This window comes from Allorhizobium sp. NPDC080224 (assembly GCF_050281005.1).
Classification (GTDB): Bacteria; Pseudomonadota; Alphaproteobacteria; order Rhizobiales; family Rhizobiaceae; genus Allorhizobium.
Genome location: NZ_JBNNWJ010000001.1, coordinates 2,125,147 through 2,149,843 on the forward strand (window position 1 = coordinate 2,125,147; position 24,697 = coordinate 2,149,843).

General features: G+C 61.5%; 26 protein-coding genes and 1 tRNA gene. 15 read left to right on the forward strand and 12 right to left on the reverse strand.

The genetic code is table 11. From position 1 onward, the window contains the following. Nucleotides 1-758: 758 nt before the first annotated feature. Complete coding sequence (locus tag ACQKP1_RS10670) at nt 759-1,259, forward strand: hypothetical protein (RefSeq protein ID WP_427275198.1); 501 nt, start codon at nt 759-761, stop codon at nt 1,257-1,259. Nucleotides 1,260-1,357: 98 nt separating this feature from the next. Here the strand turns inward: ACQKP1_RS10670 and ACQKP1_RS10675 are convergent, their stop codons facing one another. Beyond that, nucleotides 1,358-1,651: a DUF6074 family protein gene (locus ACQKP1_RS10675; protein WP_427275199.1), complete on the reverse strand. Its 294-nt coding sequence runs from the start codon at nt 1,649-1,651 to the stop codon at nt 1,358-1,360. A 306-nt stretch (nt 1,652-1,957) separates the two neighbouring features. Next, nucleotides 1,958-2,584: a J domain-containing protein gene (locus ACQKP1_RS10680; RefSeq protein ID WP_427275200.1), complete on the reverse strand. Its 627-nt coding sequence runs from the start codon at nt 2,582-2,584 to the stop codon at nt 1,958-1,960. A 450-nt stretch (nt 2,585-3,034) separates the two neighbouring features. Here ACQKP1_RS10680 and ACQKP1_RS10685 point away from each other — a divergent pair, with 450 nt between their 5' ends. Continuing rightward, the gene (locus ACQKP1_RS10685; protein WP_113459654.1) at nt 3,035-3,247 is read left to right on the forward strand and encodes a cold-shock protein; all 213 of its coding nucleotides are present in this window, start codon (nt 3,035-3,037) and stop codon (nt 3,245-3,247) included. Nucleotides 3,248-3,324: 77 nt separating this feature from the next. Here ACQKP1_RS10685 and dusA read toward each other — a convergent pair whose 3' ends face one another. The 3 genes from dusA to ACQKP1_RS10700 form a co-directional block, all read right to left on the reverse strand. After that, entirely contained in the window at nt 3,325-4,392 is a 1,068-nt protein-coding gene (gene dusA / locus ACQKP1_RS10690; protein WP_427275201.1) for a tRNA dihydrouridine(20/20a) synthase DusA, read from the reverse strand. Between the two features lie 81 nt (nt 4,393-4,473). Beyond that, nucleotides 4,474-4,911 carry a DUF1489 family protein gene (locus ACQKP1_RS10695; protein WP_427275202.1) on the reverse strand — a complete coding sequence of 146 codons (438 nt, stop codon included), beginning with the start codon at nt 4,909-4,911 and terminating at the stop codon, nt 4,474-4,476. 305 nt (nt 4,912-5,216) lie between these two features. Beyond that, complete coding sequence (locus ACQKP1_RS10700) at nt 5,217-6,617, reverse strand: L-serine ammonia-lyase (protein WP_427275203.1); 1,401 nt, start codon at nt 6,615-6,617, stop codon at nt 5,217-5,219. Nucleotides 6,618-7,214: 597 nt separating this feature from the next. On the opposite strand from ACQKP1_RS10700, the gene ACQKP1_RS10705 reads away from it, so the two are divergent. The 3 genes from ACQKP1_RS10705 (at nt 7,215) to ACQKP1_RS10715 (ending at nt 9,483) form a co-directional block, all read left to right on the forward strand. Further along, nucleotides 7,215-7,907, forward strand: coding sequence for a DUF599 domain-containing protein (locus ACQKP1_RS10705; RefSeq protein ID WP_427275204.1), 693 nt, complete (start codon nt 7,215-7,217; stop codon nt 7,905-7,907). Nucleotides 7,908-7,978: 71 nt separating this feature from the next. Continuing rightward, the gene (locus ACQKP1_RS10710; protein ID WP_427275205.1) at nt 7,979-8,992 is read left to right on the forward strand and encodes a heparan-alpha-glucosaminide N-acetyltransferase; all 1,014 of its coding nucleotides are present in this window, start codon (nt 7,979-7,981) and stop codon (nt 8,990-8,992) included. 14 nt (nt 8,993-9,006) lie between these two features. After that, nucleotides 9,007-9,483 carry a methyltransferase family protein gene (locus ACQKP1_RS10715; RefSeq protein WP_427275206.1) on the forward strand — a complete coding sequence of 159 codons (477 nt, stop codon included), beginning with the start codon at nt 9,007-9,009 and terminating at the stop codon, nt 9,481-9,483. 24 nt (nt 9,484-9,507) lie between these two features. Here the strand turns inward: ACQKP1_RS10715 and ACQKP1_RS10720 are convergent, their stop codons facing one another. Both ACQKP1_RS10720 and mgtE read right to left on the reverse strand, forming a co-directional pair. After that, nucleotides 9,508-9,900: a MerR family transcriptional regulator gene (locus ACQKP1_RS10720; RefSeq protein ID WP_040299962.1), complete on the reverse strand. Its 393-nt coding sequence runs from the start codon at nt 9,898-9,900 to the stop codon at nt 9,508-9,510. 108 nt (nt 9,901-10,008) lie between these two features. Beyond that, a complete protein-coding gene (gene mgtE, locus ACQKP1_RS10725; protein ID WP_427275207.1) occupies nt 10,009-11,421 on the reverse strand; it encodes a magnesium transporter in 1,413 nt (470 codons plus the stop codon). 180 nt (nt 11,422-11,601) lie between these two features. Here mgtE and ACQKP1_RS10730 point away from each other — a divergent pair, with 180 nt between their 5' ends. Next, a complete protein-coding gene (locus ACQKP1_RS10730; protein ID WP_427275208.1) occupies nt 11,602-12,096 on the forward strand; it encodes a peptide deformylase in 495 nt (164 codons plus the stop codon). A gap of 65 nt (nt 12,097-12,161) precedes the next feature. Beyond that, nucleotides 12,162-12,662, forward strand: a complete 501-nt coding sequence (locus ACQKP1_RS10735; protein ID WP_427275209.1) for a BON domain-containing protein — start codon at nt 12,162-12,164, stop codon at nt 12,660-12,662. A 56-nt stretch (nt 12,663-12,718) separates the two neighbouring features. Here ACQKP1_RS10735 and ACQKP1_RS10740 read toward each other — a convergent pair. Next, nucleotides 12,719-12,803, reverse strand: a tRNA-Leu gene (locus ACQKP1_RS10740). A gap of 214 nt (nt 12,804-13,017) precedes the next feature. Here ACQKP1_RS10740 and lipB point away from each other — a divergent pair. Then, nucleotides 13,018-13,734 carry a lipoyl(octanoyl) transferase LipB gene (gene lipB, locus ACQKP1_RS10745; RefSeq protein WP_427275210.1) on the forward strand — a complete coding sequence of 239 codons (717 nt, stop codon included), beginning with the start codon at nt 13,018-13,020 and terminating at the stop codon, nt 13,732-13,734. Nucleotides 13,735-13,738: 4 nt separating this feature from the next. Here the strand turns inward: lipB and ACQKP1_RS10750 are convergent, their stop codons facing one another. After that, nucleotides 13,739-14,176, reverse strand: a complete 438-nt coding sequence (locus ACQKP1_RS10750; RefSeq protein ID WP_427275211.1) for a helix-turn-helix domain-containing protein — start codon at nt 14,174-14,176, stop codon at nt 13,739-13,741. A gap of 276 nt (nt 14,177-14,452) precedes the next feature. Here ACQKP1_RS10750 and ACQKP1_RS10755 point away from each other — a divergent pair, with 276 nt between their 5' ends. The 7 genes from ACQKP1_RS10755 (at nt 14,453) to fghA (ending at nt 20,430) form a co-directional block, all read left to right on the forward strand. After that, on the forward strand, nt 14,453-15,385 hold the full coding sequence (locus ACQKP1_RS10755; protein ID WP_427275212.1) for a DMT family transporter: 933 nt from the start codon (nt 14,453-14,455) through the stop codon (nt 15,383-15,385). A 100-nt stretch (nt 15,386-15,485) separates the two neighbouring features. Beyond that, nucleotides 15,486-16,757 (forward strand): hypothetical protein, encoded by a 1,272-nt coding sequence (locus tag ACQKP1_RS10760; protein WP_427275213.1) that lies wholly within the window; start codon nt 15,486-15,488, stop codon nt 16,755-16,757. 57 nt (nt 16,758-16,814) lie between these two features. Continuing rightward, a complete protein-coding gene (locus tag ACQKP1_RS10765) occupies nt 16,815-17,432 on the forward strand; it encodes a GNAT family N-acetyltransferase (RefSeq protein WP_427275214.1) in 618 nt (205 codons plus the stop codon). A gap of 100 nt (nt 17,433-17,532) precedes the next feature. After that, the gene (locus tag ACQKP1_RS10770) at nt 17,533-18,660 is read left to right on the forward strand and encodes an S-(hydroxymethyl)glutathione dehydrogenase/class III alcohol dehydrogenase (RefSeq protein ID WP_427275215.1); all 1,128 of its coding nucleotides are present in this window, start codon (nt 17,533-17,535) and stop codon (nt 18,658-18,660) included. After that, a complete protein-coding gene (locus ACQKP1_RS10775; protein ID WP_427275216.1) occupies nt 18,660-19,112 on the forward strand; it encodes a GNAT family N-acetyltransferase in 453 nt (150 codons plus the stop codon). Before ACQKP1_RS10770 ends, ACQKP1_RS10775 begins: the two co-directional genes overlap by 1 nt. A gap of 3 nt (nt 19,113-19,115) precedes the next feature. Further along, nucleotides 19,116-19,562 (forward strand): YaiI/YqxD family protein, encoded by a 447-nt coding sequence (locus ACQKP1_RS10780; RefSeq protein ID WP_427275217.1) that lies wholly within the window; start codon nt 19,116-19,118, stop codon nt 19,560-19,562. A 34-nt stretch (nt 19,563-19,596) separates the two neighbouring features. Beyond that, nucleotides 19,597-20,430: an S-formylglutathione hydrolase gene (gene fghA / locus ACQKP1_RS10785; protein ID WP_427275218.1), complete on the forward strand. Its 834-nt coding sequence runs from the start codon at nt 19,597-19,599 to the stop codon at nt 20,428-20,430. A gap of 121 nt (nt 20,431-20,551) precedes the next feature. On the opposite strand, the gene ACQKP1_RS10790 is transcribed toward fghA, so the two are convergent. The 3 genes from ACQKP1_RS10790 to ACQKP1_RS10800 form a co-directional block, all read right to left on the reverse strand. Continuing rightward, entirely contained in the window at nt 20,552-22,159 is a 1,608-nt protein-coding gene (locus ACQKP1_RS10790; protein WP_427275219.1) for a glycoside hydrolase family 43 protein, read from the reverse strand. Nucleotides 22,160-22,328: 169 nt separating this feature from the next. Beyond that, nucleotides 22,329-23,381, reverse strand: a complete 1,053-nt coding sequence (mgrA, locus tag ACQKP1_RS10795; protein WP_427275220.1) for an L-glyceraldehyde 3-phosphate reductase — start codon at nt 23,379-23,381, stop codon at nt 22,329-22,331. A 167-nt stretch (nt 23,382-23,548) separates the two neighbouring features. Further along, nucleotides 23,549-24,682 (reverse strand): Gfo/Idh/MocA family protein, encoded by a 1,134-nt coding sequence (locus ACQKP1_RS10800; RefSeq protein ID WP_427275221.1) that lies wholly within the window; start codon nt 24,680-24,682, stop codon nt 23,549-23,551. Between the last annotated feature and the right edge of the window lie 15 nt (nt 24,683-24,697).

Consider the following 24,697-nt stretch of genomic DNA (forward strand, 5'->3'; position numbering starts at 1 on the left):
ACGGCGGGGATGAGGGCCGAGGTCGCAAATGTCCGAAGGCCGCATCCCCCGGGCGAGGGTCCCGGTCGGAATGGTGCACCATCCGGCGGGAACCTCCCGGGCCACCGGCCAGGCTCTGGCAGACATTCCGCGAGGAGGACACTGCCACAGCCGGACCCTACGCCCGGTCGAACGTCGGACGGATCGAAAGATCGTCACGACGCCCGTCGCCGCCTTGCCAGAGGGACGCATGCAGCGGGAATAGACGCCGAACGAGGCGCCGGAAGGAGCCACATAAACTACTTAGACAGGTTGCTTCTGGCGCCTCGTCCGAGACAAGCGTGACCCGACCCGGAGGGAGATGATCCCGGCCGGCGGCGAAGCTTGGGGTTTTTGACAGTTCAGTTCCACCTCCCCCCAATGTGGGGGAGGACGGAAAATCGAAGGCTTAGGCCAGCGCAAGCGGCCTAAACTTCAGATTTTCCTGGTGAGGGGATCCGTGCTGCGGGCACGGGATAACCGCCCCCCTCACTTGCGATTTCAGATGTTTAGGCGGCTTACGCTCGCCTAATTCATCGAAATCGCTTTCTCCCCCACCAAGGGGGAGATGGCAACCCGTTACCATCACCGATCCCCTCACCAACAAAATCTGAGGCTGAGCCCTGATCGGGCCAAGCCCTCGATTTTGTAACCCCTCCCACAAGGGGAGAGGCGCCCCACCCCGCCCCTTCCGAAATTCCCTATTTCGCCAATTCCCTAACCACCGAAAGGAGCCCGACATGCCAGACCCAAGACCTCCCGCCCCCGAACCGCTCACGCTGCGCCTGCTGCGCGACACCCTCGACAAACGGGACATCCCGCGCCGCTGCCCACGCCGCCGATGCCGGCGCAGCCGACACTGCAGCGGTGCAGCACTCAGCCCGGTCGACCCGCTCACCGCAGACGAAAGGCTGCCGCCCTGCGCCGTCAGCGCCAAAGCCGAGGCGCGCCGGCAGTTCATCGCCATGGCGAGAGACCTGCTCCCGCCGCTGGACGACAGCAACACCCTCGGCACATGGCCTGATGACAGAGAGGCGGCCAATCACCTTCGGCAGGCGATCGCGATCGTCGAGCGCATTCATTCCCGCCCCGGCCCGCATCCGGACAGCGAAGGGACAGCGCTTGCCGCCTGGCATGCCACCGACCCAGCACCGGAACTTACCGCCATTTGCCGCCGCATCTGGCTCCAACCCAAAGCGGAAAAGCGCCGGCCTGCGAACCCGGACGCCGCGCCCTCATGAGGCACGCCCCCATCCTGCGACAGGACGTGACGCGGCCTGCCGTCGTCAAGGCGGACAGGCCGCAAGGCCGCGATTGTCGCAACAGGAGGGAAGCGCCGCTAGGTTGCCGCGAGACTGAGCTCGCCGCCAATAGGCTCGTAGAGAAGGAGAAGCTCCCTGTGGACCTCGGCCTGAAAGTCGAGGATCTCCCGGCGCACATCCTCGTAGGTTTGGCCGGTATCGAACAGCTCGGCTTTCAACCGGCTGCAGAGCGTTTTCCAGAAATCGGTCGCCGCCTGTCCGTTCAACTGATCCAGCCGACAGGCTGCGGAGCGAACGAGTTGCCGACGATGCGCAAGGGGAAAGTGAATGATCGTCTCGCGCGCCTGCGAAACGAAGCCGTCGCTGTGCATCTGTGCCTTCTCCAGTTGTTGGTATCTGGGGACCCCTCCCAGGGGCTCACGGCTCAGGCTGAGGAGGCAGCGCAAACGCGCGCAGCGCCCGGCGGACCTGATCCATGCCATGCTATGCCATGCCATGCCAGTCCTACTGGGGTGACAGTGCCGATACCGTCGTCGACAATGGCCAGCTCACCGGAGTATTCGGCAATACTAAAAAACGATATGTCACTGTCAACAGGCGTTGACAGGTTCTCCACCAGATTTGCGTTTGATCAGCTTGTCCGAGGCGAACTGTCAACCGGGGCTTACGTTTCGCCCCTACTCCGCCGCCTTCGGCAGCTCCTCGGCCTCGACTTCCACGGGCAAGGGCTCCATTTCGTAGGAATAGCCCTCGAGCATGGAATAGGCCCGCTCGATCGCGCCGATCTGCACTTCCGCGGACTTGATCGCGTCGGTGATCGATTGCGCCCGGGCTCGGAGCATCGAGCCGAGCACATCCGTATCAGGGCGGCGGCCGAGCCGGTCGAGATGCTTGCGCACCCGCGCCCGGTGGCGCTCGAGTTCGAGAATGTGGAAGCGGGCCTTCAGGATGTCGTCGGTGAGCTTGCGACGCAGCCCGGCAACCGGATCGAAACTGCCCGGTTCGCGCTCATCGAGGATCATGTCGTTAACAAGCGTTTCCAGCACCATCAGCCCCTTGAGGTCGGTGGGCTCGGCCAGCTGCGGATCATAGCCGGTGTCGTCGAAGACGCGGCGGCGCACGGGATCCTTCAGGAGTTCGTAACAGGCGGAGATCTTGGCAAAGGCGTCCGCATCGCCACCGGCATCCGGATGGGCGGTCTTTGCCACCTTGCGATAGGCGGCCTTGATGGCGGCCTCGTCGGCATCGCGGGCCACGCCCAGGAGCTCGTAAGGGTCGATCACTGCGGCACCCGTCTTTGCCATACTCATCCACTCCCGCGCCCAGCCACCTCTCCCCTAACCCCGGATGGCGGCTGCTTCAAGACGGAACAAAGCTCTGTCCCCGGTCACGATCCGGGCGACCCGCACGAGGGCCTCAGGGGCAAGCTCGGAACATGGAAACGGTACCACCCATTAAATCTCAAGGATTTCAGCCCGTTGCCACGACTTTGTCGGCCCGACTGTGACTTTTCATACTTGCCAAGATTCCGAAATGTCCCTACCTCTTACGAAGTTCGGGCACAAATGATCCCGGAGACTGGACTGACTTGTATCGACCGCCCACGCGGTCATTGGGGGCCTTCTCCCGCCGGTAGACGTTCTTTCCCCGTTATCGCGATCCCTCGACGGTTCCGTTTCGGCGGAACTTTACCTTGCCGCTTCCGGTCCGCCGGCCGCGGCGCAGACGACAACACGGGAATAAGGACTATCCCCATGGCCACCAAGGGCACCGTAAAATTCTTCAATCAGGACAAGGGCTTCGGCTTCATCACTCCGGAAGGCGGCGCGAAGGACGTATTCGTCCACATCTCCGCGCTCCAGGCTTCCGGCATGCAGACCCTGCAGGACGGCCAGCAGGTCACCTTCGACACCGAGCCGGACCGCATGGGCAAGGGCCCCAAGGCCGTCAACATCCAGGCTGCCTGATCTGACTTTCGAATGGCGTCCCACGGGACGCCATTTTCGATTTCAGACGAAGATTTGCCGAAAAGCCGCGCTAGAGATTATTCTGCAGCGGCAGAGGTGCCGGACGCGCCCTGTGTCTTCGGCCCGCCAGCAATATCGACCGCCGCAAAGGCCTCAGCGATCAGCTCCGGCGAAATACCCGGTTTCGTCGCCTCCGACGACAGGATCTGCCGGTAACGCCGGGCGCCCGCATAGCCCTGGAACAGCCCGACCATATGCCGCGTGACATGGTTGAGCCGCCCGCCGCCGGCGATCACCCGCTCGGCATAGCCGATCATCACATCGCGCACCCGGTCCCAGTCAACCGAAACAGCCGCCTCGCCATAGATCCGGGCATCGACCTCGGTCAGCAGCGTCGCATTGTGATAACTTGCCCGGCCGAGCATCACGCCATCCATGACCGCGAGGTGCTGAACGGCCTGGTCAAGATCGGTGATCCCGCCATTGATGCCGAGGAAAACGCCAGGGTTTTCCCGCTTTATCCGATAGACCAACTCGTAATCCAACGGCGGGATCTCGCGGTTTTCCTTTGGAGAAAGCCCCTTCAGCCAGGCCTTGCGGGCATGGATCCAGATCGCATCCGCCCCCGCACCGATCATCCGGGCGAGGAAATCGGGAAGCACCTCCGCCGGCTCCTGCTCGTCCACCCCGATCCGGCACTTGACGGTCACCGGCACCGTCGCCACCTTTTTCATCGCCGTGACACAGGCCCCGACAACCTCGGGCGTCTGCATCAGACAAGCCCCGAACGTCCCCGACTGCACCCGATCCGAGGGGCATCCGACATTCAGATTGATCTCGTCATAGCCGTAATCGGCGGCAATCTGCACCGCCTCGACCAGCTTTGTCGGATCCGACCCGCCCAGCTGCAGCGCCACCGGATGCTCGGCGTCATTGAACGACAGGAGTTTCTCTCGCGGCCCATGGATGATCGCGTCGGCCACCACCATCTCGGTATAGAGCAGTGCCTTGGCCGATAGCTGGCGGTGGAAGAACCGGCAATGCCGATCCGTCCAGTCGATCATCGGGGCAACCGCAAACACCGCCCGCCCATAGGGGGCGGGACCGGGAATGGCGCGGGTGAAAAAGGCAGGTTCTGTCGTCATGGCCGCGCCCATAGCATGCTTTGCAGCAGAAGGACACTCAAGGAAAAAGCGCGTGAGAGCCGTTAGGCCAGTCGGCCAAGCTCAGAGCAGTCCGAGCTCGGCGAGTTCCCGCTTCAGATCGTCAGGCATGTCCTCGATATTCGCGCCAGAGGCTGACAGGTCGCGGGGCGCCGCCTCCGCTTCCAGATAGCGCCAGCCCTGGAACGGACGGCGCGGCGCCGGTGCCACCTCGATGACCTCGGGGCCGAGGACCAGCTCACAACGCGTAATCCCGTCGCCGCCGGTGAAGGTCTTGATATCAAGGAGCTTCTGCCGCGCGGACAGTTGCCCCTTGATGATCCAGTAGAGCGATCCGCCATCGAGCAGTTCGTCCGTCCGCTTCGGCACCATCCGGGTGACATGCGAGGAATGCGGCTCAAGGCCGGCCGCCACCGCAACGAGACAGCGTTCGGCGACCCAGTCGCGCAGATCGTCGATGGAGTCGGCTCCGACGCAGAGCTTGAGGAGATGCAGTGCCATGACATCCGAGATAGACGGTCCCACTGACGGGTCAAGGGCCGGGGTGTCGCAGGGGTGATGTGCTCAACAGTTTCGGTGGATTAAGGGCGGCGCATCGTCACCCTCGGACTGGTTCAGCCGCTGGATCGTCATCCTCGGGCTTGTCCCGAGGATCTATTGAGGCAGGCAGAGGACTGGACGTTCAGAAAGAAAAGACCACTGGCGTCGAGCACATCGCAGCGGCAGCAGATCCTCGGGACAAGCCCGAGGATGACGAGGGAAGGTGTCGTCGAGATAACTGCCGCCATGCCATCCCCCTGCCCGCATCAACATTCCACGACGTTGACGGCCAATCCGCCAAGCGAGGTTTCTTTGTATTTCTCGCTCATGTCATTGCCGGTCTGGCGCATGGTTTCGATACAGGCATCGAGCGGTACGAAATGAACGCCGTCTCCTTTGAGGGCGAGCGAGGCAGCGGTGACGGCCTTGACGGCGCCGAGCGCGTTGCGCTCGATGCAGGGGACCTGAACCAGACCCGCGACGGGATCGCAGGTCATGCCGAGATGGTGCTCAAGCGCAATTTCAGCGGCATTCTCGATCTGCTCCGGCGTGCCGCCCATGACGGCAGCGAGACCTGCGGCGGCCATAGCCGAGGCGGAGCCGACTTCACCCTGACAGCCGACTTCTGCGCCCGAGATCGAGGCATTGTGCTTGATGATCCCGCCGATGGCTGCCGCCGTCAGCAGATAGTCGCGAATGCCTTCCTGGTCGGCGTCGGGGTGAAAATGCAGGTAGTAACGGATCGTGGCAGGCACGACGCCGGCCGCCCCATTGGTCGGCGAGGTCACGACACGGCCGCCGGCTGCGTTTTCCTCGTTGACGGCCATGGCATAGACGGAGAGCCAGTCATTGGCGAGAACGGGATTGAGACGGTTGGAGCGCCATTCTTCCTGCAGCTGGTCATGGATCGACTTGGCTCGGCGGCGCACCTTCAAGCCGCCCGGCAGATGGCCCTCCTGGCGAAGGCCACGATCGATGCAGCTGGACATCGCCTCCCAGAGCCTGTCGAGCCCGGCATCGAGGTCTTCGCGCGAGCGGACCGCTTCCTCGTTTGCCCGCTTCATCTGGGCGATCGACAGTCCCGATGAGGAGGCCATGGCGAGCATCTCCTTCGCAGAGGCAAAGGGATAGGGTACCTTCTGGCTGGAGGCCTGCTTCTTCTGCTTCTGCATGGCGAGCAGTTCGGTGTCGGTGACGACGAAACCGCCGCCGATCGAGTAATAGATCTGGGTGAGCAACACCCGGCCGTCCTTGTCGAGAGCCGAAAGCCGCATGCCGTTGGCATGGCCCGAGAGCGGCGTCTTCTTGTCGTAGACGAGGTCATCCTTCGGCTGGAACACATAGCCGGGGTGACCGGGAGGGGTGACCCGTCCCGTACGCTCGACATCGGCGATAATCGCCTCCATCCGATCCGGATCAATGCTGTCGGGCGCCTCCCCCATCAGGCCAATGATCACCGCATTGCCGGTGCCGTGACCAATGCCGGTATAGGCGAGCGAGCCATGCAGGCTGGCCTTGAGCGCTGCCACATGCGCGCCGGCCGGGCGCGGCCATTGGTCGGAGAGAATGAGGTCGAGGAACCGGTTGGCCGCCGTCATTGGACCCATGGTGTGGGAACTCGAGGGGCCGACGCCGATCTTGAACACATCGAAAACCGAAAGAAACATGGGGCTCCTCGCATGCGGGACTGAAAGCACAAAGGCTAGAGCATCGCGTAACACGAATGCTCCTTGCAATCGACATCGGCTTTCACCGCCGCGACATGACCAGAGATGGGATCGGAACTGCAAAAACACAAACAGCGCGGCCGTGAGGACCGCGCTGTTTGATCAATCGACTGTGTCGGGTGTCAGATCGAACCAAAAAGATAAGCCAGGCACATGAAGCCGGCAAAACCCATCAAGGCACGAAATGTGACACCCCAGCACGACTTATGGAAACTACCTTCCATGAAAACTCCGAGTGAGATCACATTCACAGGGAAAGCCGTCCCCCGACCGCTTTCTGACGCCTGATCTATTAAAATCGGAGCGGGTTCGCAACTGCAAAAATGGCAAAAGGAAGGCTTCAAATGGGATGCAGACATGCGCGGCTTGCATGGATTGTCGAAATTTCAATGAGATAGCAGTATTTGCCGGTTATTAGAACGCCAACCACCCTGCCCCAATTTGGGCCAATATCTTTCGCGTGGTTAATTTCCGTTGTGGATGAACCGATCGGCGGGATAATGCGGCCACCGATCACGCCCCTGGGATTCGTTCGATATGACCGTTGTCGACTACTGCGCCATGGCGCTCTTTCTGCTGCTCTGGCTCGCTTATGCCCGGATCACCGGCGACCAGCAGATCCTATCGAGAACGAGCCTGACCAAGGCCATGGCTGAGCGCCGGCGCGAATGGATCATGAACTCGATGAAGCGTGATCTGAAGATGATCGATACCCAGATCATGGGCGGACTTCAGAACGGCACGGCCTTCTTTGCCTCCACGACGATCTTTGCGATCGGGGGCTGCTTCGCACTTCTTGGCGCGACCGAACAGGTCGATGCCATCTTGAAGGACATCCCCTACATCGTGCAGGGCGGACGCGCGACCTTCGAGCTGAAGGTCTGTGGCCTGATCGCGCTGTTTGCCTATTCCTTCTTCAAGTTTGGCTGGTCCTATCGCCTGTTCAACTACTGCACCATTCTCTTCGGTGCGATCCCGATGGCGGACGAGGCGGCGAGGGATCCGGAACGGGCGATGCAGGCGGCCGAGCGGACGATCCGCATGAACATCATCGCGGCAAGCCATTTCAACATGGGCCTTCGGGCGATCTTCTACTCGATCGGCTATCTCGGCTGGTTCGTCAGCCCCTGGGTCTTCATGATCGCCACGGTTCTCGTCTTCATCGTGCTGTTGCGCCGGCAGTTTTTCTCGGAAGCACGCCTTGCCCTGCTCAACGCGAGCGATAGGTGACGGCAGGACATCAGCGGCCGGGGCCTTGAATTCGCCGTCTTTGATGCCGACCCCGCCGAAGCGTAGTGGCGATGGCGAGGTCCGTCGTCGAAGAGCTGAAGGAAGAGCAAGTGGCAGACGTAACCGAGCGCCCCATCGGCCCCACCAGACCGCGCCTCTTGGCGCTCGATGCGGCGCGCGGGCTCGCCCTGATCGCCATGGCGACCTATCACTTCAGCTGGGACCTGGAGTTCTTCGGCTATCTTGCGCCGGGCACATCAACGCAAGGGTTCCTGCGCCTCTATGCCCGCCTGATCGCCTCAAGTTTCCTGTTCCTCGCGGGCTTCAGCCTTGTGCTCGCGCATTATCCGAAGCTCAGGCTTGAGCCCTTCCTGCGGCGTCTCGGCGTGATCGTCGCCGCAGCGGCCGCAATTTCGGTCGCCACTTACTGGTTCACGCCTGACAGCTGGATCTTTTTCGGCATCCTGCATGCCATCGCCCTGTCGAGCCTCATCGGTCTTCTTTTCCTGCGCGTTCCGCCGCCTCTGACACTGCTTGCGGCAGTCCTGGCGTTCGCGCTGCCCGAATTTCTGCGTTCGTCGGCGTTCGATTCGGCCTGGTTCTGGTTTCTCGGGATCTCGGAGACCCTACCCCGCTCCAACGACTATGTGCCGCTTCTTCCCTGGATCGGTGCACTGTTGACCGGCATCGCCACGGCAAGGTTTCTGATCGATGGCAACCGCCTCGGTTGGATCGACCGACTGCCGGCGGGGCAGAGCTGGTTGCGCTGGGGCGGACGACACTCGCTGACCGTCTATCTGCTGCATCAACCGGTGCTGATCGCAGGGCTCTATCTGGCGAGCTTCGTCATTCCGGCACCCGCCCTGGATCCGGTCGCATCCTATATCGGGAGCTGCGAGGCCAGCTGTTTGCAGCAGGGTAACGACGCGGGCCTCTGCGAGCGTTTCTGCAGCTGCACACTGGAGCGCCTGCAGGCGGAAAACCTCCTCGATCCCCTCCAGTCTGGCGCAAACTTGGACGAGCAGAATGCTCGCATCCAGACGCTGGCTGAGGAATGCACCATCAGGAGTCAGCCAGCGCCGTAAGGGGGAATTCTCCGATGAATGCCTACCGCGCGAAGCCTCTGCGATATCCCTGGCCACCCGTGCTTTATCTGGCGGGAATCATCGCCGCGATCATGGCCGGCAGGTTAGCGGACCTGGGGCCGATCCCCTCGCCGCATCCCTATCTTCTGCCGTCAATCGGATTCAGCATCGGCCTCTTGGCCGTTACCCTCGACATCTGGGCGGTGCGAACGCTGATCGATCGACAGACGCCGGTGTTTGACACGGGCTGCGCCCGCCATCTCGTGACCTGCGGTCCGTTTCGCTTCAGCCGCAATCCGATCTATCTCGCCTATACGCTTTTCACGGTGGCACTTGGCTTTTTGAGCGGCAACACCTGGTTCTTCGTTGCGGCACTCTTGGCACTTCTGGGGACGCGGATCCTGGCGATCCCGAGCGAGGAACGCCATCTCGAAGCCCGTTTCGGCTACGACTATGAAAGCTACCGCAAGCGCACGCGGCGCTGGATCTGATTCGTGGCGATTGACGGCCCGGGCTTAAGTCCCGACGCCGATTTCCACCAGCCGCGTGAGACAGGCTTCTTCGGCCTGGTCGAGTTCCGAGAGCGTCTCATCGATATCGCGGCGCTTCTGGCGAAGCTCGTCACGCTTCTCGTCGATCTTCTTCATCATCAGCTTGAGCTGACCGATCTCGCCCGGCGGTTCCTTGTAAACGTGAACGATTTCGCGGATTTCGGCGATCGTGAAGCCGATACGGCGGCCGCGCAGGATCTCTTGCAGGAAACGACGGTCGGCGGCACGGTAAAGGCGAGTCCGGCCACGACGTTCCGGATGCAGCAGACCCTCGTCCTCGTAGAAACGCAGGGTGCGCGTCGATACACCGAATTCTCGCGTGAGCTCAGTTATGCTATAGTATTTCTTCACGGCCATCCGATCCTGTAGGGATCACCATGATATTGACTTTTACGTACAAGTCAATTTTTCGGCATCGCCTGGATCGCCTCTTGCGCGGTCATGGCTTATTCCCGGTGTCGCCGGTCACATGAACCACCATGTCGCGAGCCCGAGAAAGGCGAAGAAGCCGGTGATGTCGGTCACGGTTGTCACGAAGACAGCCGAAGCGACTGCGGGATCCGCGCCGAATCGATCCAGCGACAAGGGAATAAGGATCCCGGCGATAGCAGCCGCCATCATGTTGATCAGCATCGCCGTCGCAATGATGCCGCCGATATTGGGATCCTGAAACCAGAAACCCGCCACAGCACCGATCGAAAGACCGAAGATCAAACCGTTCAAGAGCCCGACGCCGGCCTCGCGTCGCACGACGCGGAAGGCGTTGTGGATATCGAGATTGCGGGTCGCAAGTGCGCGAACCGTCACGGTCATCGTCTGCGAACCGGCATTGCCGCCCATGCCGGCGACGATCGGCATCAGGACGGCGAGTGCAACGATTTCCTGGATGGTCGCTTCGAACAGCGAGATCACTGACGCCGCCATGAAGGCGGTCACCAGATTGACCGCAAGCCACGGCACGCGCGAACGAGACGTTTCGGCAATGCTGTCGGAGAGCTCTTCGTCGCCGACGCCGCCAAGGCGCAACAGGTCCTCTTCCGCCTCTTCCTGGATAACGTCGACCACGTCGTCGATGGTGAGCACACCGACCAGACGATCGTTCTCATCAACGACGGCGGCCGACAGAAGGTCGTATTGCTCGAAGAGCTGGGCCGCCTCTTCCTGGTCCATCTCGGCCGGGATCGGGTGGTTTGTTGCATGCATGATGGTCTCGATCTTCACCGCACGCTTGGTGCGCAGGATCGCATCGAGATTGACTGCACCAAGCAGCTTGAAGGTGGGATCGATGACGAAGATCTGGGTGAAGCTTTCCGGCAGGTCCTCCTCTTCGCGCATGTAGTCGATTGTCTGGCCAACCGTCCAGAAAGGCGGCACGGCGACGAACTCGGTCTGCATGCGCCGGCCAGCCGAGCTTTCCGGATAGTCGAGCGCGCGCCGCAGGCGCACCCGCTCGGTAAAAGGCAGCTGGGCGAGAATTTCCTCGCGGTCCTCGTCGTCGAGATCTTCGAGAATGTAGACAGCATCGTCCGAATCGAGATCGCCGATGGCTGCGGCAATCTGCTCGTTCGGCATCTGGTCGACGATCTGCATACGGATCGTCTCGTCCACCTCCGTCAGTGCCGTCATGTCGAAGTCGGCGCCGAGCAGGCGGATCATGGAGAGACGCTGTTCGGGTTGGATCGCCTCGATCAGGTCGCCGAGTTCCGATTCGTGCAAGCCCGCAACATTTTGCCGGAGAAACAGCACATCGCGATCGGCGATCGCCGCACCGACCATCGTCAGAAAGTCGTGACGGATCGATCCCTCGTCGTCATAGATGTCGTCGTGGCTCTCTTCGGCCGCGGGACGGTTGAGATGTTCGTCTTCGTTTTCTGTCATCTCAACCTCTCACTCGTGACACCACGCCCGGACGCCCCGGAGAATGGCCGCAAAAACCCTCAAGTCAACAAGCAGATAGCGGAAATCTCCTGTTGTCGGTGCAAACCGGCCTTGAGCCTGCTAGCGTGGCCGGACAGCCACAGCCGACAACCGCATCATAGCTGAAGACATGAGCTTTTCGTGACCCGCCTGACCATCCGCCGCTATCCTGATCCCGCCCTCAAAACGCCTGCCGAAGCAGTCAGCCAGTTCGGCCCTGACCTCGCAACCCTCGCCGACGATCTCTACGAGACGATGAAGGCCGCCCCCGGTGTCGGCATCACGGCACCCCATTGCGCGGTTCTCCTTCGACTGACGGTACTAGACCTCCCGGAGATAGGCGGACGGCGTGACTATGTGAACCCGGAAATCCTCTGGGCCTCGGATGCGATGTTCACACATACCGAAGGCAGCGTCTCGATGCCGGGGATCACCGATGAGGTGACGCGACCGGCAGCTGTCAGGATCCGCCACCAGACCCTGGACGGGACCGTGGTCGAGGAGCAGATGGAGGGTTTTGCTGCGATCTGCATGCAGCACGAGATCGACCAGCTTGACGGCATATTCTGGATCATGAAGCTATCGCGGCTCAAGCGCGAGCGGCTCTTGAAGAAGTGGGACAAGCAGGCACGCTGACGCCATCGAACAAAGCCAGTGTCCGGGCGTTATCTCCGTCAGACGAGATGAAAAGGAGCCCTCCCATGGCCAAGGACGACCGCAAGACCGAATTCTCCCGCGAAGACGACTACCGCGATTACGATCAGCGAAATATCGGCGACGGCTGGCCCTATGCAGATGGCCCGGGTGCAACGGCGACACCGGTCGAGAATCGGGGCTATGGCGAAACCGGCGCCAACTTCGACCGAGACCGCAACGAAGGCTTTCGGGTAGACGCGGTTAACGCCGACGGCTTCGAGCCCGAGGTCGCCACACCGGTGCTGCCGACCACAGATGGCCGGGAAGACGATGACCAGCTCGAATCCGATATCGCGACCGCGCTTCAAGATCTTGAAGACAGCATTCTGGCCGGCCTCGACATCCATGTGGACGGTCATGTCGTGACGCTGCGCGGGTCGGTCGACACCGCGGAGGAACGCCGGATGATCGAGTTAAAGGTGCTGGGCGTGAAGGGCGTGAGCAACGTGAAGAACTTCATCACCACGCTCGGCGTCGACAGTCACATCCCTGACGATGGCGACTGAGAAGTCGTTGAAATCACGACAACAAAAAACCCGGCTTGAAAGCCGGGTTCTTTTTTTGGTGCGGTCGAGAAGACTCGAACTTCCACGGGTTGCCCCACAGCGACCTCAACGCTGCGCGTCTACCAATTCCGCCACGACCGCATCGTGGTAGGCGCCGAATTGCTCCGGCGGGGCTGCATGTAGCAAAAGCCTTGGGGGTCCACAAGCCCGCCGTGACAGATTTTTGAAAATTCGTCACGGCCGGTGGATAAGCCCCCTGCACGGGGGAGGCTCGCGCCCTTGAACTCCGGGGCTTTTCTTGCCAAATACAGGGAAAACAAGGCTTTTCGCCAATCCACAGCCCAAGGCGCTTTTCATGCTTCGCACAGATCTCGACCATGCCATGCACCCTCGCGAAGGCTCACCGGCCGTGCGGTGGCGAGTCTCCGACGGGCTCGTTGGTTATGAAGATGCGGTTGCCGAGATGGAGCACCAGGTCGCTCTGATTGCCGACGGCAAGGCCGACGAACTGGTCTGGCTGGTCGAGCACCCTCCCCTCTACACGGCGGGCACGAGTGCCGATTCGAAAGACCTGATCGAGCCCGAGCGATTCCCGGTTTTCGCCACAGGCCGCGGCGGCGAATACACCTATCATGGCCCGGGCCAGCGGGTGGCCTATGTGATGCTTGACCTGAAGCGCCGTCGTCAGGATGTCCGCGCCTATGTGGCGGCCCTCGAGGAGGTGGTAATCCGCACGCTCGACAGCATGAACGTTAAGGGCGAGCGCCGAGAGGATCGCGTCGGCGTCTGGGTCCGTCGCCCGGACAAGCCTGTTCTGCCCGATGGTACGATGAGCGAGGACAAGATCGCAGCGCTCGGCATCCGACTGCGCCGCTGGGTGAGTTTTCACGGCCTGTCGATCAATGTCGATCCTGATCTCTCGCACTTCACCGGGATCGTGCCCTGCGGCATCTCCGCCTATGGCGTGACGAGCCTCGTCGATCTCGGGCTGCCGGTGATGATGGCAGACGTCGATATGCGCCTGCGCGAAGCATTTGATGACGTCTTTGGGCCTACGGTGAACGAAGGCTGAGACCTCAGGCGCGTCCCATTACCGGGCCGTCGAGATCGCCGGAATCGCGGCGACGTTCATGCCGTTCCTCATAGGTCTCGATCTGTTGGGCAATCTTCTCGATCAGCCGGCCGCATTCTAGATGTGCCTCGGTCAGGCGCTGAAGATCAAGCTTGAGCGCTTCGAGCGGCAGATCGCCGGTCTCCTGAATGGGGCCCGAGCCGACGCCGGTCATCAGCCACATCGGCGAAACACCGAGAATGCCGGCGAGATCGATCAGGTTTGACGGTCTCGGCTCGGCACGATCCGCTTCCCAGGCCAAGAGACTGTCGCGTTTCACGCCGATGCGGTTGGCGACATCGGCCAGTGAGAGGCCCGATGCGTCGCGCGCAGTCGACAGGCGCCCCCCAAGCGTATCGTCACTCGAATCCGTCATCCGGGGATAGACTTTGCGTGCGGGCATGCGACTTCTCCTGACCGTGACGAAACGTCGACCCGGAGGGCGACGGTCCGTTCTACCTCGATCTCACATCGCTACATTAGACGACATCAGGATCTTGCATCTTTCCGCAGGCGCCACCAACAGGTGCAAACCCGTCACATGGCGACATCCTGGAGATGCGTACAAACGCATTGTAAACGTCGCAAGCGAGTTTTTGTTCCAGACTTTCTTTGCTTGATCCCAACGAGCGCATGATGCTTCTTCTCTCAAGCCCGCATTCTTCCGGTGAGTCCCGCCATGAACTCCACGCCTTCCAGTCCCTTTCGCGGCATGGTCCTCATGGCGGGCTGCATGCTCGTACTACCGATCATGGATGCCATCGCCAAATACATGGCAACCGTCGAGGGCATGTCTCCGGGACAGGTAACCTTCTACCGCTTTTTCTTCCAGCTGGCCTCCGTCCTGCCGGTTCTGATCGCCCTCAACGGTCTGGCAGCCTTTTCGGCGAAACGTCCGTGGATGAACTTGCTGCGAGGCGCAATCCATGGCGCAGCGAGCCTGATGTTCTTCATGGCGGTCAAATACATGCCTCTAGCCGACGTCTTCGCCATCTACTTTGTCGAGCCCTTCATTCTGACGGCCATGTCGGCCATATTCCTTGGGGAGAAGGTCGGCTGGCGCCGCTGGCTGGCGATCGCGGTCGGCTTCGGCGGTGCGATGATCGTCATCCAGCCAAGTTACGAAGTTTTTGGCATGACGGCCCTGCTGCCGGTTGCCTGCGCCTTTCTCTATGCGCTTTACATGTTTCTGAACCGGGCGATCGGCGAGGCCGATACACCCATGACGATGCAGACCATGGCCGGGATCGGTGGCACGCTTTTCATGGGCGGCGCCCTGCTTCTGGGAACCGCAGCCGGAGAAGCGGATTTCGATATCTCGCTGCCCACATCGGGCCTCGGTCTTGGCCTCCTGATCCTGCTCGGGGGTATTTCCGGCTACATCCACCTGCTGGTCGTGCGCGCCTTCCGCATGGCAACTCTCTCGGTGCTGGCGCCCTTCCAATATTTCGAAATCATCGCGGCGGTCGCGCTCGGTTACTTTCTCTTCAACGAGTTCCCGACACCCTCAAAATGGCTCGGCATCCTGATCATCGTCGGCTCGGGTCTCTTCATTCTCTGGCGCGAACAAAGACGAACGACGCAGGCACGGACCGTCGCGGACATTGCCTGAAAGACCGGCAACTGGAAGGCATTTGAGTGAATTCGATCACGAGATTCTAAGGGTTCTCGCCTAGGTTCGGCTCATCCATCCGCAGCACCGGGAGAGCTTCTTGGCGACGTATCAGGCCGCAGTGTTTCTGGCCGCCCTCAATCTCGGCCTGCTCTGGCTCCTGATGGCTGCACCGCTTGGGCGGCGAACCATCCGTGTCAGCCGGATCATCCGCGAGCGTCCCGAAGAACTGTGGAATATCACGCGCCCCGCTGGCGACCAGACCTCCTGGCATCCCAACGTCATTGCCGTCGAACCTGTCGATGGCAAACCGGATCTGGTGGAATTTGCCTATAGGCAGAGCGATCGCCACGGCCATCCCAGCAGACGAACCATGATTGTCGACCGCACCGCGATGACGGCTGCCGGCTGCTTTTCCTGCGAGCTGCGGGTGGTCAACGACTCGACACTCGATCACACCTTCTGGGAAGGGTACCGCGAACGCCGCAAGGTGGAACGGGCACCGCTGGGCAGCCGGGTGACCTTCGAGCAGACGGACACCTATCGCGGACTTGCCTTTTATCTTTTCCGGCGCATAGCGCTGGCCCGTGAACTGTCTGCACTGCAAAACCATGTGGAGGAAAGCCCTGGGTCGAGCCTCCTGCATTTCGAACACCCGCTGTGGCAGACCGTGCTCGTGATCCTATCGACCGTCCTGCTCTGGCCGTTCTTTGGCCTGACGGCACAGGGCCTGATGATCTCGGTGTTCCTGACCCTCGTCATCCTTCTGCATGAACTCGGCCACATGGTGGCCTACCGCGCCTTCGGCCACCCGACGACGCGCATGCTCTTCGTGCCGCTGCTGGGGGGCGTGGCGATCGGCGGCCGGCCCTACAATACCCATTTCGAGGTCGCGACCTGCGCCCTGATGGGGGCAGGTTTCTCGGCGCTGCTTGTCCCGATCCTCGTGGCAGCCCATCAATCGGCGATGGACATTCCCCACCCGATGGCGATGGATGGCCCGATCCTGGTCTTTCTCGTCATTCTCGGCGCCTTCAATCTTCTCAACCTTCTGCCCACCTACCGTTTCGACGGCGGCCAGGTGCTACGGCAGGTGTTTCAAGGCCCACGCATTCTCGCGTTCACCAGTTTCCTCGTGACCGGTGTGGTCGCCTGGACCGGCTGGCGAATCGGCCTTGCAGCACCTGTCTTGTTGGTCGGCGTAGCGCTCTTCACCCTGCTCGGCATGATCAGGACGAAATCGGCCAAGCCGCGCGAAGCCTTGGTGCCGATGAACGGTCCGGAACGACTGATGACCGGCTTCGGCTACTATGCGGCGCTCGCCATCCACGTCTACGCGGTGATCTATGCCTGCGACAGACTGTTTCCCTGATCGCGTCGCCGCTCCACCCGCTTGACATGCGGCGACGCTCAAGCTCCAAGAGACCGCATGGATACCGATCAAAAGCTCCTTCCCGCCGGCTATCACGATGTCGCGCCGAACATGCTCGCGACCATCGTCACCTGCCTTGAGATGACGACAAGACCAGCACCTCGCCCCAATCCGCCGACCGATGGGCTGACGGTCGAGCGCTGGAACGCGCCAGCGCTTGAGGATTACCGCGCGCTCTACCGCCGCGTGGGAGAAGACTGGCTCTGGGTCTCCCGCGCCGTGATGGCGGATGACGAGCTGGTGGCGATCATTGAAGATCCCGCCGTCGAGATTTTTTCGCTGATGCGCAACGGCGAAAGGCTCGGACTTCTGGAGCTCGACTTCCGCCAGGCCGGGGAATGCGAACTTGCCTTTTTCGGCCTCGACCAGAGCCTGATCGGATCGGGCGCTGGGCGCATCCTGATGAATGTCGCGATCGACAAGGCATGGGACAAGCCGATATCGCGCTTCTGGGTTCACACCTGCCATCTCGACCATCCGACGGCACTCGCCTTCTACCAGCGCTCCGGTTTCCGTCCCTATAAGCGCATGGTCGAGATCTTCGAAGACCCCCGCCAAACGGGCAAGCTCCGCGCCGACGCCGCGCCGCATTTCCCCGTTCTGCAGGCGGAATAGACGAGAAGAATCAGACTTTTGAGAAAATCCGGCTCAGCCCTTGAGCCGGATGCTAAAGCCGTGCGAAAGTCGCCACCAACGATTTGTCAGGAGAAAAACCATGGATGTTCGCGCCGCCGTCGCCACCCAGGCTGGAAAGCCGCTCGAGGTCATGACCGTTCAGCTCGAAGGCCCGCGCGCCGGGGAAGTGCTGATCGAGGTGAAGGCCACCGGTATCTGTCACACGGATGATTTCACGCTCTCGGGCGCAGACCCGGAAGGTCTCTTCCCGGCCATTCTCGGCCATGAAGGTGCAGGCATCGTCGTCGATGTCGGCCCGGGTGTCACCTCGGTGAAGAAGGGTGACCATGTCATTCCGCTCTACACGCCGGAATGCCGCGAATGCTATTCCTGCACCTCGCGCAAGACCAATCTCTGCACCTCGATCCGCGCCACCCAGGGCCAGGGCGTGATGCCTGACGGCACGAGCCGCTTCTCGATCGGCAAGGACAAGATCCACCACTACATGGGCTGCTCGACCTTCTCGAACTTTACCGTTCTGCCCGAGATCGCGGTTGCCAAGGTTAACCCGGACGCGCCTTTCGACAAGATCTGCTACATCGGCTGCGGTGTGACGACCGGCATCGGCGCAGTCATCAACACCGCCAAGGTCGAGATCGGCTCGACGGCCATCGTCTTCGGTCTCGGCGGCATTGGTCTCAACGTCCTGCAAGGACTGCGCCTTGCCGGTGCCGACATGATCATCGGCGTCGACATCAACCCGGACCGCAAGGCTTGGGGCGAGAAGTTCGGCATGACGCATTTCGTCAATCCGAAGGAAGTCGGCGACGACATCGTGCCCTATCTCGTCAACATGACCAAGCGCGGCAGCGACCTGATCGGCGGTGCCGACTACACCTTCGACTGCACCGGCAACACCAAGGTGATGCGCCAGGCGCTGGAGAGCTCGCATCGCGGCTGGGGCAAGTCCGTCATCATCGGCGTGGCCGGCGCCGGCCAGGAAATCTCGACGCGCCCGTTCCAGCTGGTCACCGGCCGCAACTGGATGGGCACGGCCTTTGGCGGTGCGCGCGGGCGCACCGACGTGCCGAAGATCGTCGACTGGTACATGGAGGGCAAGATCCAGATTGACCCGATGATCACCCACACCATGCCGCTCGAAGACATCAACAAGGGCTTCGACCTGATGCACAAGGGCGAATCGATCCGCGGCGTCGTGGTCTATTGATGTCTGTGGCTTACACAGTCGACGTGCGGAGGTTCGACGAGTTCTCCGCCGCCGACCTCTACGACATGCTGAAGCTGCGCGTCGACGTCTTCGTCGTCGAGCAGCACTGCCCCTATCCGGAACTCGACGGTAACGACAAGGACTGCCTGCATCTGCGGCTGCTGATGGATCGCAAATTGTTGGCCTGTGCAAGGCTCTGGCGTCCGACACCGGAGCATCACCCCCGCATCGGACGCGTTGCGGTCTCGCCCGATCATCGCGGCAAGCGGCTGGGGGACGCGCTGATGCGCGAGGCAATTGCCGAAGTGGAGAGACGTTATCCGGGTGAACCGATCGAGATTTCGGCGCAGAGCCATCTGCAGAAATTCTATGGATCGCTAGGGTTTGAGGTGATCTCTGAGGAGTATCTGGAGGATGGGATTCCGCATGTGGATATGCTGCGGAAAGGATAAGCAATGTCAGAAATCTATGTCGATGCCGATGCCTGTCCGGTGAAGCCGGAGATCCTGAAAGTCGCGGAGCGGCATGATCTGCCGGTGACCTTCGTCGCCAATTCCGGCCTTCGCCCCTCGCGCGATCCGATGGTGAAGAACGTGATTGTATCAGGCGCCTTCGATGCGGCCGACGACTGGATTGCTGAGCGCTGCGGCGAAGGCGACATCGTGGTCACCGCCGATGTGCCTCTCGCCGGTCGATGCGTGGCCGCCGGTGCGTTGGTCACAGGGCCGACGGGCCGGATCTTCGACACGGCCAATATCGGCATGGCGACGGCCATGCGCGACCTTGGCGCCCACCTGCGCGAGACCGGCGAGAGCAAGGGCTATAACGCCGCCTTTTCGCCCCGCGACCGCTCGGCCTTCCTCGAAACGCTCGACCGGCTTTGCCGTCGGGTGAAGAAATGAGCCCCGCAAGGGCCCGGAATAAGGACAGATCCCCATGAATATCCTCTCCCAGAACACCGCCTTCGGCGGCATGCAGGGCGTCTTCTCGCATCAGTCGGAAGCAACCGGCACCGAGATGACCTTTGCCGTCTTCGTGCCCCCGCGGGCGATCGCCGAAAAACGGCCGGTACTCTGGTATCTCTCCGGGCTCACCTGCACCCATGCCAATGTCATGGAAAAGGGCGAATACCGCCGCATGGCTGCCGAGCTTGGCCTCATCATCGTCTGCCCGGACACGAGCCCGCGCGGCAATGACGTGCCCGACGAGCTGACCAACTGGAAGATGGGCAAGGGTGCGGGCATGTATCTGAATGCCACAGAAAAGCCCTGGGCCGAGCATTACCAGATGTATTCCTACATCACGGAGGAACTGCCGGCGCTGATCGCCGAACAGTTCCGCGCCGACATGGACCGCCAGGGCATTTTCGGCCATTCCATGGGCGGCCATGGCGCCATGACGATTGCGCTGAAGAATCCTGATCGATTCAAGAGCTGCTCGGCCTTCGCCCCCATCGTCAACCCGCTGACCGCCGATTGGACACAGGACGCTTTCGAGAAATATCTGGGGCCTGACAGGGCGAAGTGGCGCGAATACGACGCCTGCGCGCTGGTGGAAGACGGTGCCCGCTTCTCGGAAGTCCTCATCGATCAGGGCAAGGCGGACAGTTTCCTCGAGACGGGCCTTGCGCCCTGGAAATTCGAAGAGGCGGTCAAGGGCACCGATATCGGCCTGACGCTGCGCATGCATGAGCGCTACGACCATTCCTACTACTTCATTTCGACCTTCATGGAAGATCATCTGAAGTGGCATGCGGAGCGGTTGGGGTGAGCTTCAACCTCACGCCGTCATGCTCGGGCTCGTCCCGAGCATCTACGACCGTCGAATCGCGTGTGAAGGCAGTGGATCCTCGGGACAAGCCCGAGGATGACGACGGAAACGATTGTGCCCCTCACGCGCGCCGATAGACGAACCGCTCGAAATCGGCTGGGCGACCCTGCCCCGTGATGTCGAAGCAGAACATGCCGGCAAAGGCGCCGGTAAACGAGCCGTGTTCGCCAAAGCCGCCTTCGTCGGAGACGACGCCGGCGTCGAGGATGGGGCCGATGGGTTGCCACGCGCCTTGGCCTGCGACACGCCAAGAGAATTGCAGATCGTTGTCGGTGATCTCCATGGCGAGATCGATGGCGCCGTCGGGGATCGATTGGCCCATACCAACAGGGAAAGTGAGATTACCGGAGGGGTAGTCACCTGGGCAGGACAGGATGATCAGCGAGCGGCCGAGCTTTTCGTCCGTGGAGACACCCAGCGCGTGGAACTTGTAGCGATTGTAGTAATGGGTGAGACCGGCGACCTGCTGATAGGTTTCAGGCGAGAATTCCAGCCGCGTTTCAGCGCGGAATCGGTGATGCTCCTGGCGGCGGGCGACCAAAGACTGCTCGAACCAGGAGCCCATGCTTTCGCGGCCAAAGAGGCGCAAGCGCCCTGCCCGCTCGGTCAGGCTGAACAGGCGCTCCGGCTGCGGCGTTCGCAGCCACTGGAATTCTTTCGGTAAGTCCGCGCTGTCGAAGGTTCTCACGATCTCGACCGGCTCCTCGCGTTTGACGGCACCATGAGGTGCCGGCACCTCGACATCAGGCACAACGCCGCCCTGTTCGAGATAGAGCCAGCCGTCTTCCTTCCAGACGCATTTCTGTAAGGCTGTTTCGCGGCCGAGCGTGCAGCGGCGCTTCGGGCCCATCGGGCGACCGCAGAGATGGGTGTGATAGGCCTCTCCGTCAGCCGTCTCGACATATTGGCCATGGCCGGCGCGCTGCAACACGGCATCTGGGTCATCCTTGGAGGTGATGAGATGCGTGTTAGGATGCATTTCATAGGGACCGTCGATCGAGCGCGCGCGGGCCATGGTGACGACATGGTCGTAACCGGTGCCGCCTTCGGCGGTCGTCAGGTAATACCAGCCATTGCGCTTGAAGAGATGCGGGCCTTCGACGAGCCCCTGTTTGCTGCCTTCAAAGATGTTCTTGATCGGGCCGACCAGTTTTTGCGTCTTCGGGTCCCATTCCTGGAGCAGGATGCCGTCGAACTTGGCGTGGCCGATGGTGTTGCGCGCCTCGGGGCGGTGGTTCCACTGCATGTTGAGGAACCACTTTCGCCCGTCGTCATCATGGAAGAGAGAAGGGTCGAAGCCGGAGGAATTAACATAGATGGGATCCGACCACGGTCCCTCGATGGAGGGCGCCGTGACGATGTAGTTATGTGCGTCCTTGAACGCGCCTTCGAAGCGTTTGACGTCGGTATAGACGAGCCAAAACAAGCCATCGGCGTAGGAGAGGCACGGCGCCCAGACGCCGCAGCTATCCGGATTGCCGCGCATGTCGAGCTGACTTGCGCGGTTGAGCGGACGCGTGACAAGCTCCCAGTTGGCGAGGTCGCGCGAGTGGTGGATCTGGACGCCGGGGAACCATTCGAAAGTGGAAGTGGCGATGTAATAGTCGTCGCCCACGCGGCAGATCGACGGGTCCGGATTGAAGCCCGGCAAGATGGGGTTGATGATCATGGCGTGTGCACTCCTGCCTGATGGCAAATCATGAATAGGTTTGCCCCTCATCGGGCTACCGCCACCTTCTCCCCGTGAACGGGAAGAAGGGCAGTGCGGCCACCGTCTCCGCCTTCTCCCCGCTTGCGGGGAGAAGGTCCCGGCAGGGGGATGAGGGGCAACTTCGATGTTACTTCTTCTTCCGTGGCGGGCCCTTGCGCTCGGCGGAGGCTGCCCAGATGTTGATGTCGGCGTCCTTGGCGAAGACGTCGATTTCGGCCAGCTCTTCTGCCGTGAAATCGGGCGTCTCGATGGCCTTGACGCAATCCTCCACCTGCGAGGGCTTCGACGCGCCAATCAGCGCTGTGGTGATGCGCTTGCCGCGCAGGACCCAGGAGAGCGCCATCTGCGCCAGCGTCTGGCCGCGCTTTTCGGCGATGCGGTTGAGCCCTCGGATGTTTTCGAGGTTGCGCTCGTTGAGGAAACCCGGGTCGAGCGACTTGTCCTGGGTGGCGCGCGTGCCTTCCGGGATGCCATCAAGATACTTCGACGTGAGCATACCCTGCGCGAGCGGCGAGAAGACGATCGAGCCGACGCCGAGGTCTTCGAGCGTGTCGATCAGACCGTCTTCCTCGATCCAGCGATTGATCATCGAATAGCTGGGCTGATGGATGAGAAGCGGTGTGCCAAGGCTCTTCAGGATGGCATGGGCTTCGCGGGTGCGCTTCGAATTGTAGGAGGAGATGCCGACATATTGCGCCCTGCCTGAGCGCACGATGTGGTCAAGCGCGCCGCAGGTTTCTTCAAGCGGCGTATCCGGGTCGAAACGGTGCGAATAGAAGATATCGACATAATCGAGGCCCATGCGCTTCAGGCTCTGGTCGCAGGAGGCGATGAGATATTTGCGGCTGCCCCATTCGCCGTAAGGACCCGGCCACATGTTGTAGCCGGCCTTGGACGAGATGATCAATTCGTCGCGATAGCCGCGGAAATCGGTTCTGAGGATTTCGCCGAAGGCCTCTTCCGCCGAGCCTGCCGGCGGACCGTAATTGTTAGCGAGGTCGAAATGGGTGATGCCGAGGTCGAAAGCCTTGCGGCAGATCGCCTGCTTGGTGGAATGCGGCGTGTCGTTGCCGAAATTGTGCCAGAGGCCGAGCGAAATCGCCGGCAGCTTCAGCCCGCTCTTGCCGCAGCGATTGTAGGTCATCCGCTCATAGCGGTTTTCGGCGGGGGTATAGGTCATGGATGGTTCTCTCCCGAATGCAGACGCTTCATACTTGCCCCTCATCCCCCTGCCGGGACCTTCTCCCCGCAAGCGGGGAGAAGGAGCAAGACGCCGGCCATACCGGCCTTCTCCCCGCTTGCGGGGAGAAGGTGGCGGCAGCCGGATGAGGGGCTAAGACACGAACCTTATCTAAGCAGAGCCTGCGCTTCGTCGATACCCAGAGCTGCCGGTTGGGTGCAGGTTGTCGACAGGGTTACGAATTCACCTGTTTCACCTGACTTCAGGATCGAGACCATCACGTCGACACCGTGCAGCGTACGATCAAGCGAGCAGCGGGCATCACGGCCTTCGAGGATCGCGACAGCCATATCAGCCAGACCTGCCGTGCGGTAGTTTGCGCGCGGACCTTGCGGACTTTCCTGGTTGTTGCGACCGAAGGGATGATCCCAGGCTTCGAGCGGCTGGATGTTCTTGTCGCGACCGGAGGCCTCGACTACACCGCCGAAGAAATTCGGGTCCGGCACATAGAGCGAGCCGTCGGTGCCGTAGAGCTCCATATTGGCGTGGCGGTGGCTCCAGACGTCCCAGCTGGCGGACAGCGTGATCGTCGCGCCATTCTGGAATTCCAAGAGCGCATGGATGTTGGTCGGGGTCTTGACCGGGATCATCTCACCATAGCGCGGCTGGCTGGTGATGGTGCGGGTCTCATTGGCCATCGACGTCAGAGCCGCGACGCGCTTTACCGGGCCGATCAGGTTGATCAGGTTGGCGATGTAATAAGGGCCGAGGTCGAGGACCGGGCCGCCGCCGGGCAAGAAGAAGAAGTCCGGGTTCGGATGCCACATTTCCATGCCGGGGCTCATGACATGGCAGGTGCCCGACGTGACACGGCCGATGCCGCCCTTGTCGATATAGGCGCGCGCCAGTTGATGCGCACCGCCCAGGAAGGTATCCGGCGCGCAGCCGACGGACAGGCCCTTGGCCTTGGCAATGGCGCGCAGGTCCTCGCCCTGTTCGAGCGACAGCACCAGCGGCTTTTCCGAATAGACATGTTTGCCGGCTTCGAGGATGCGCTTGGAGATCGGATAATGCGCATCCGGGATCGTCAGGTTGACGACGATGTCGATCTCGTCATTGGCGAGCAACTCCTCGATCGTCTGCGCCTTCACGCCATATTCCTCGGCGCGCAGCTGGGCGGCATTCATGTTGATGTCCGCGCAAGCGAGCACCTTCAACCCGCGAAACAGCGGTGCCAATGTGAAGTAAGTGGTGGAGATATTGCCGCATCCGATGATGCCGACGCCGAGTTCGCGTGCCATGGAAATGTCCTGCTT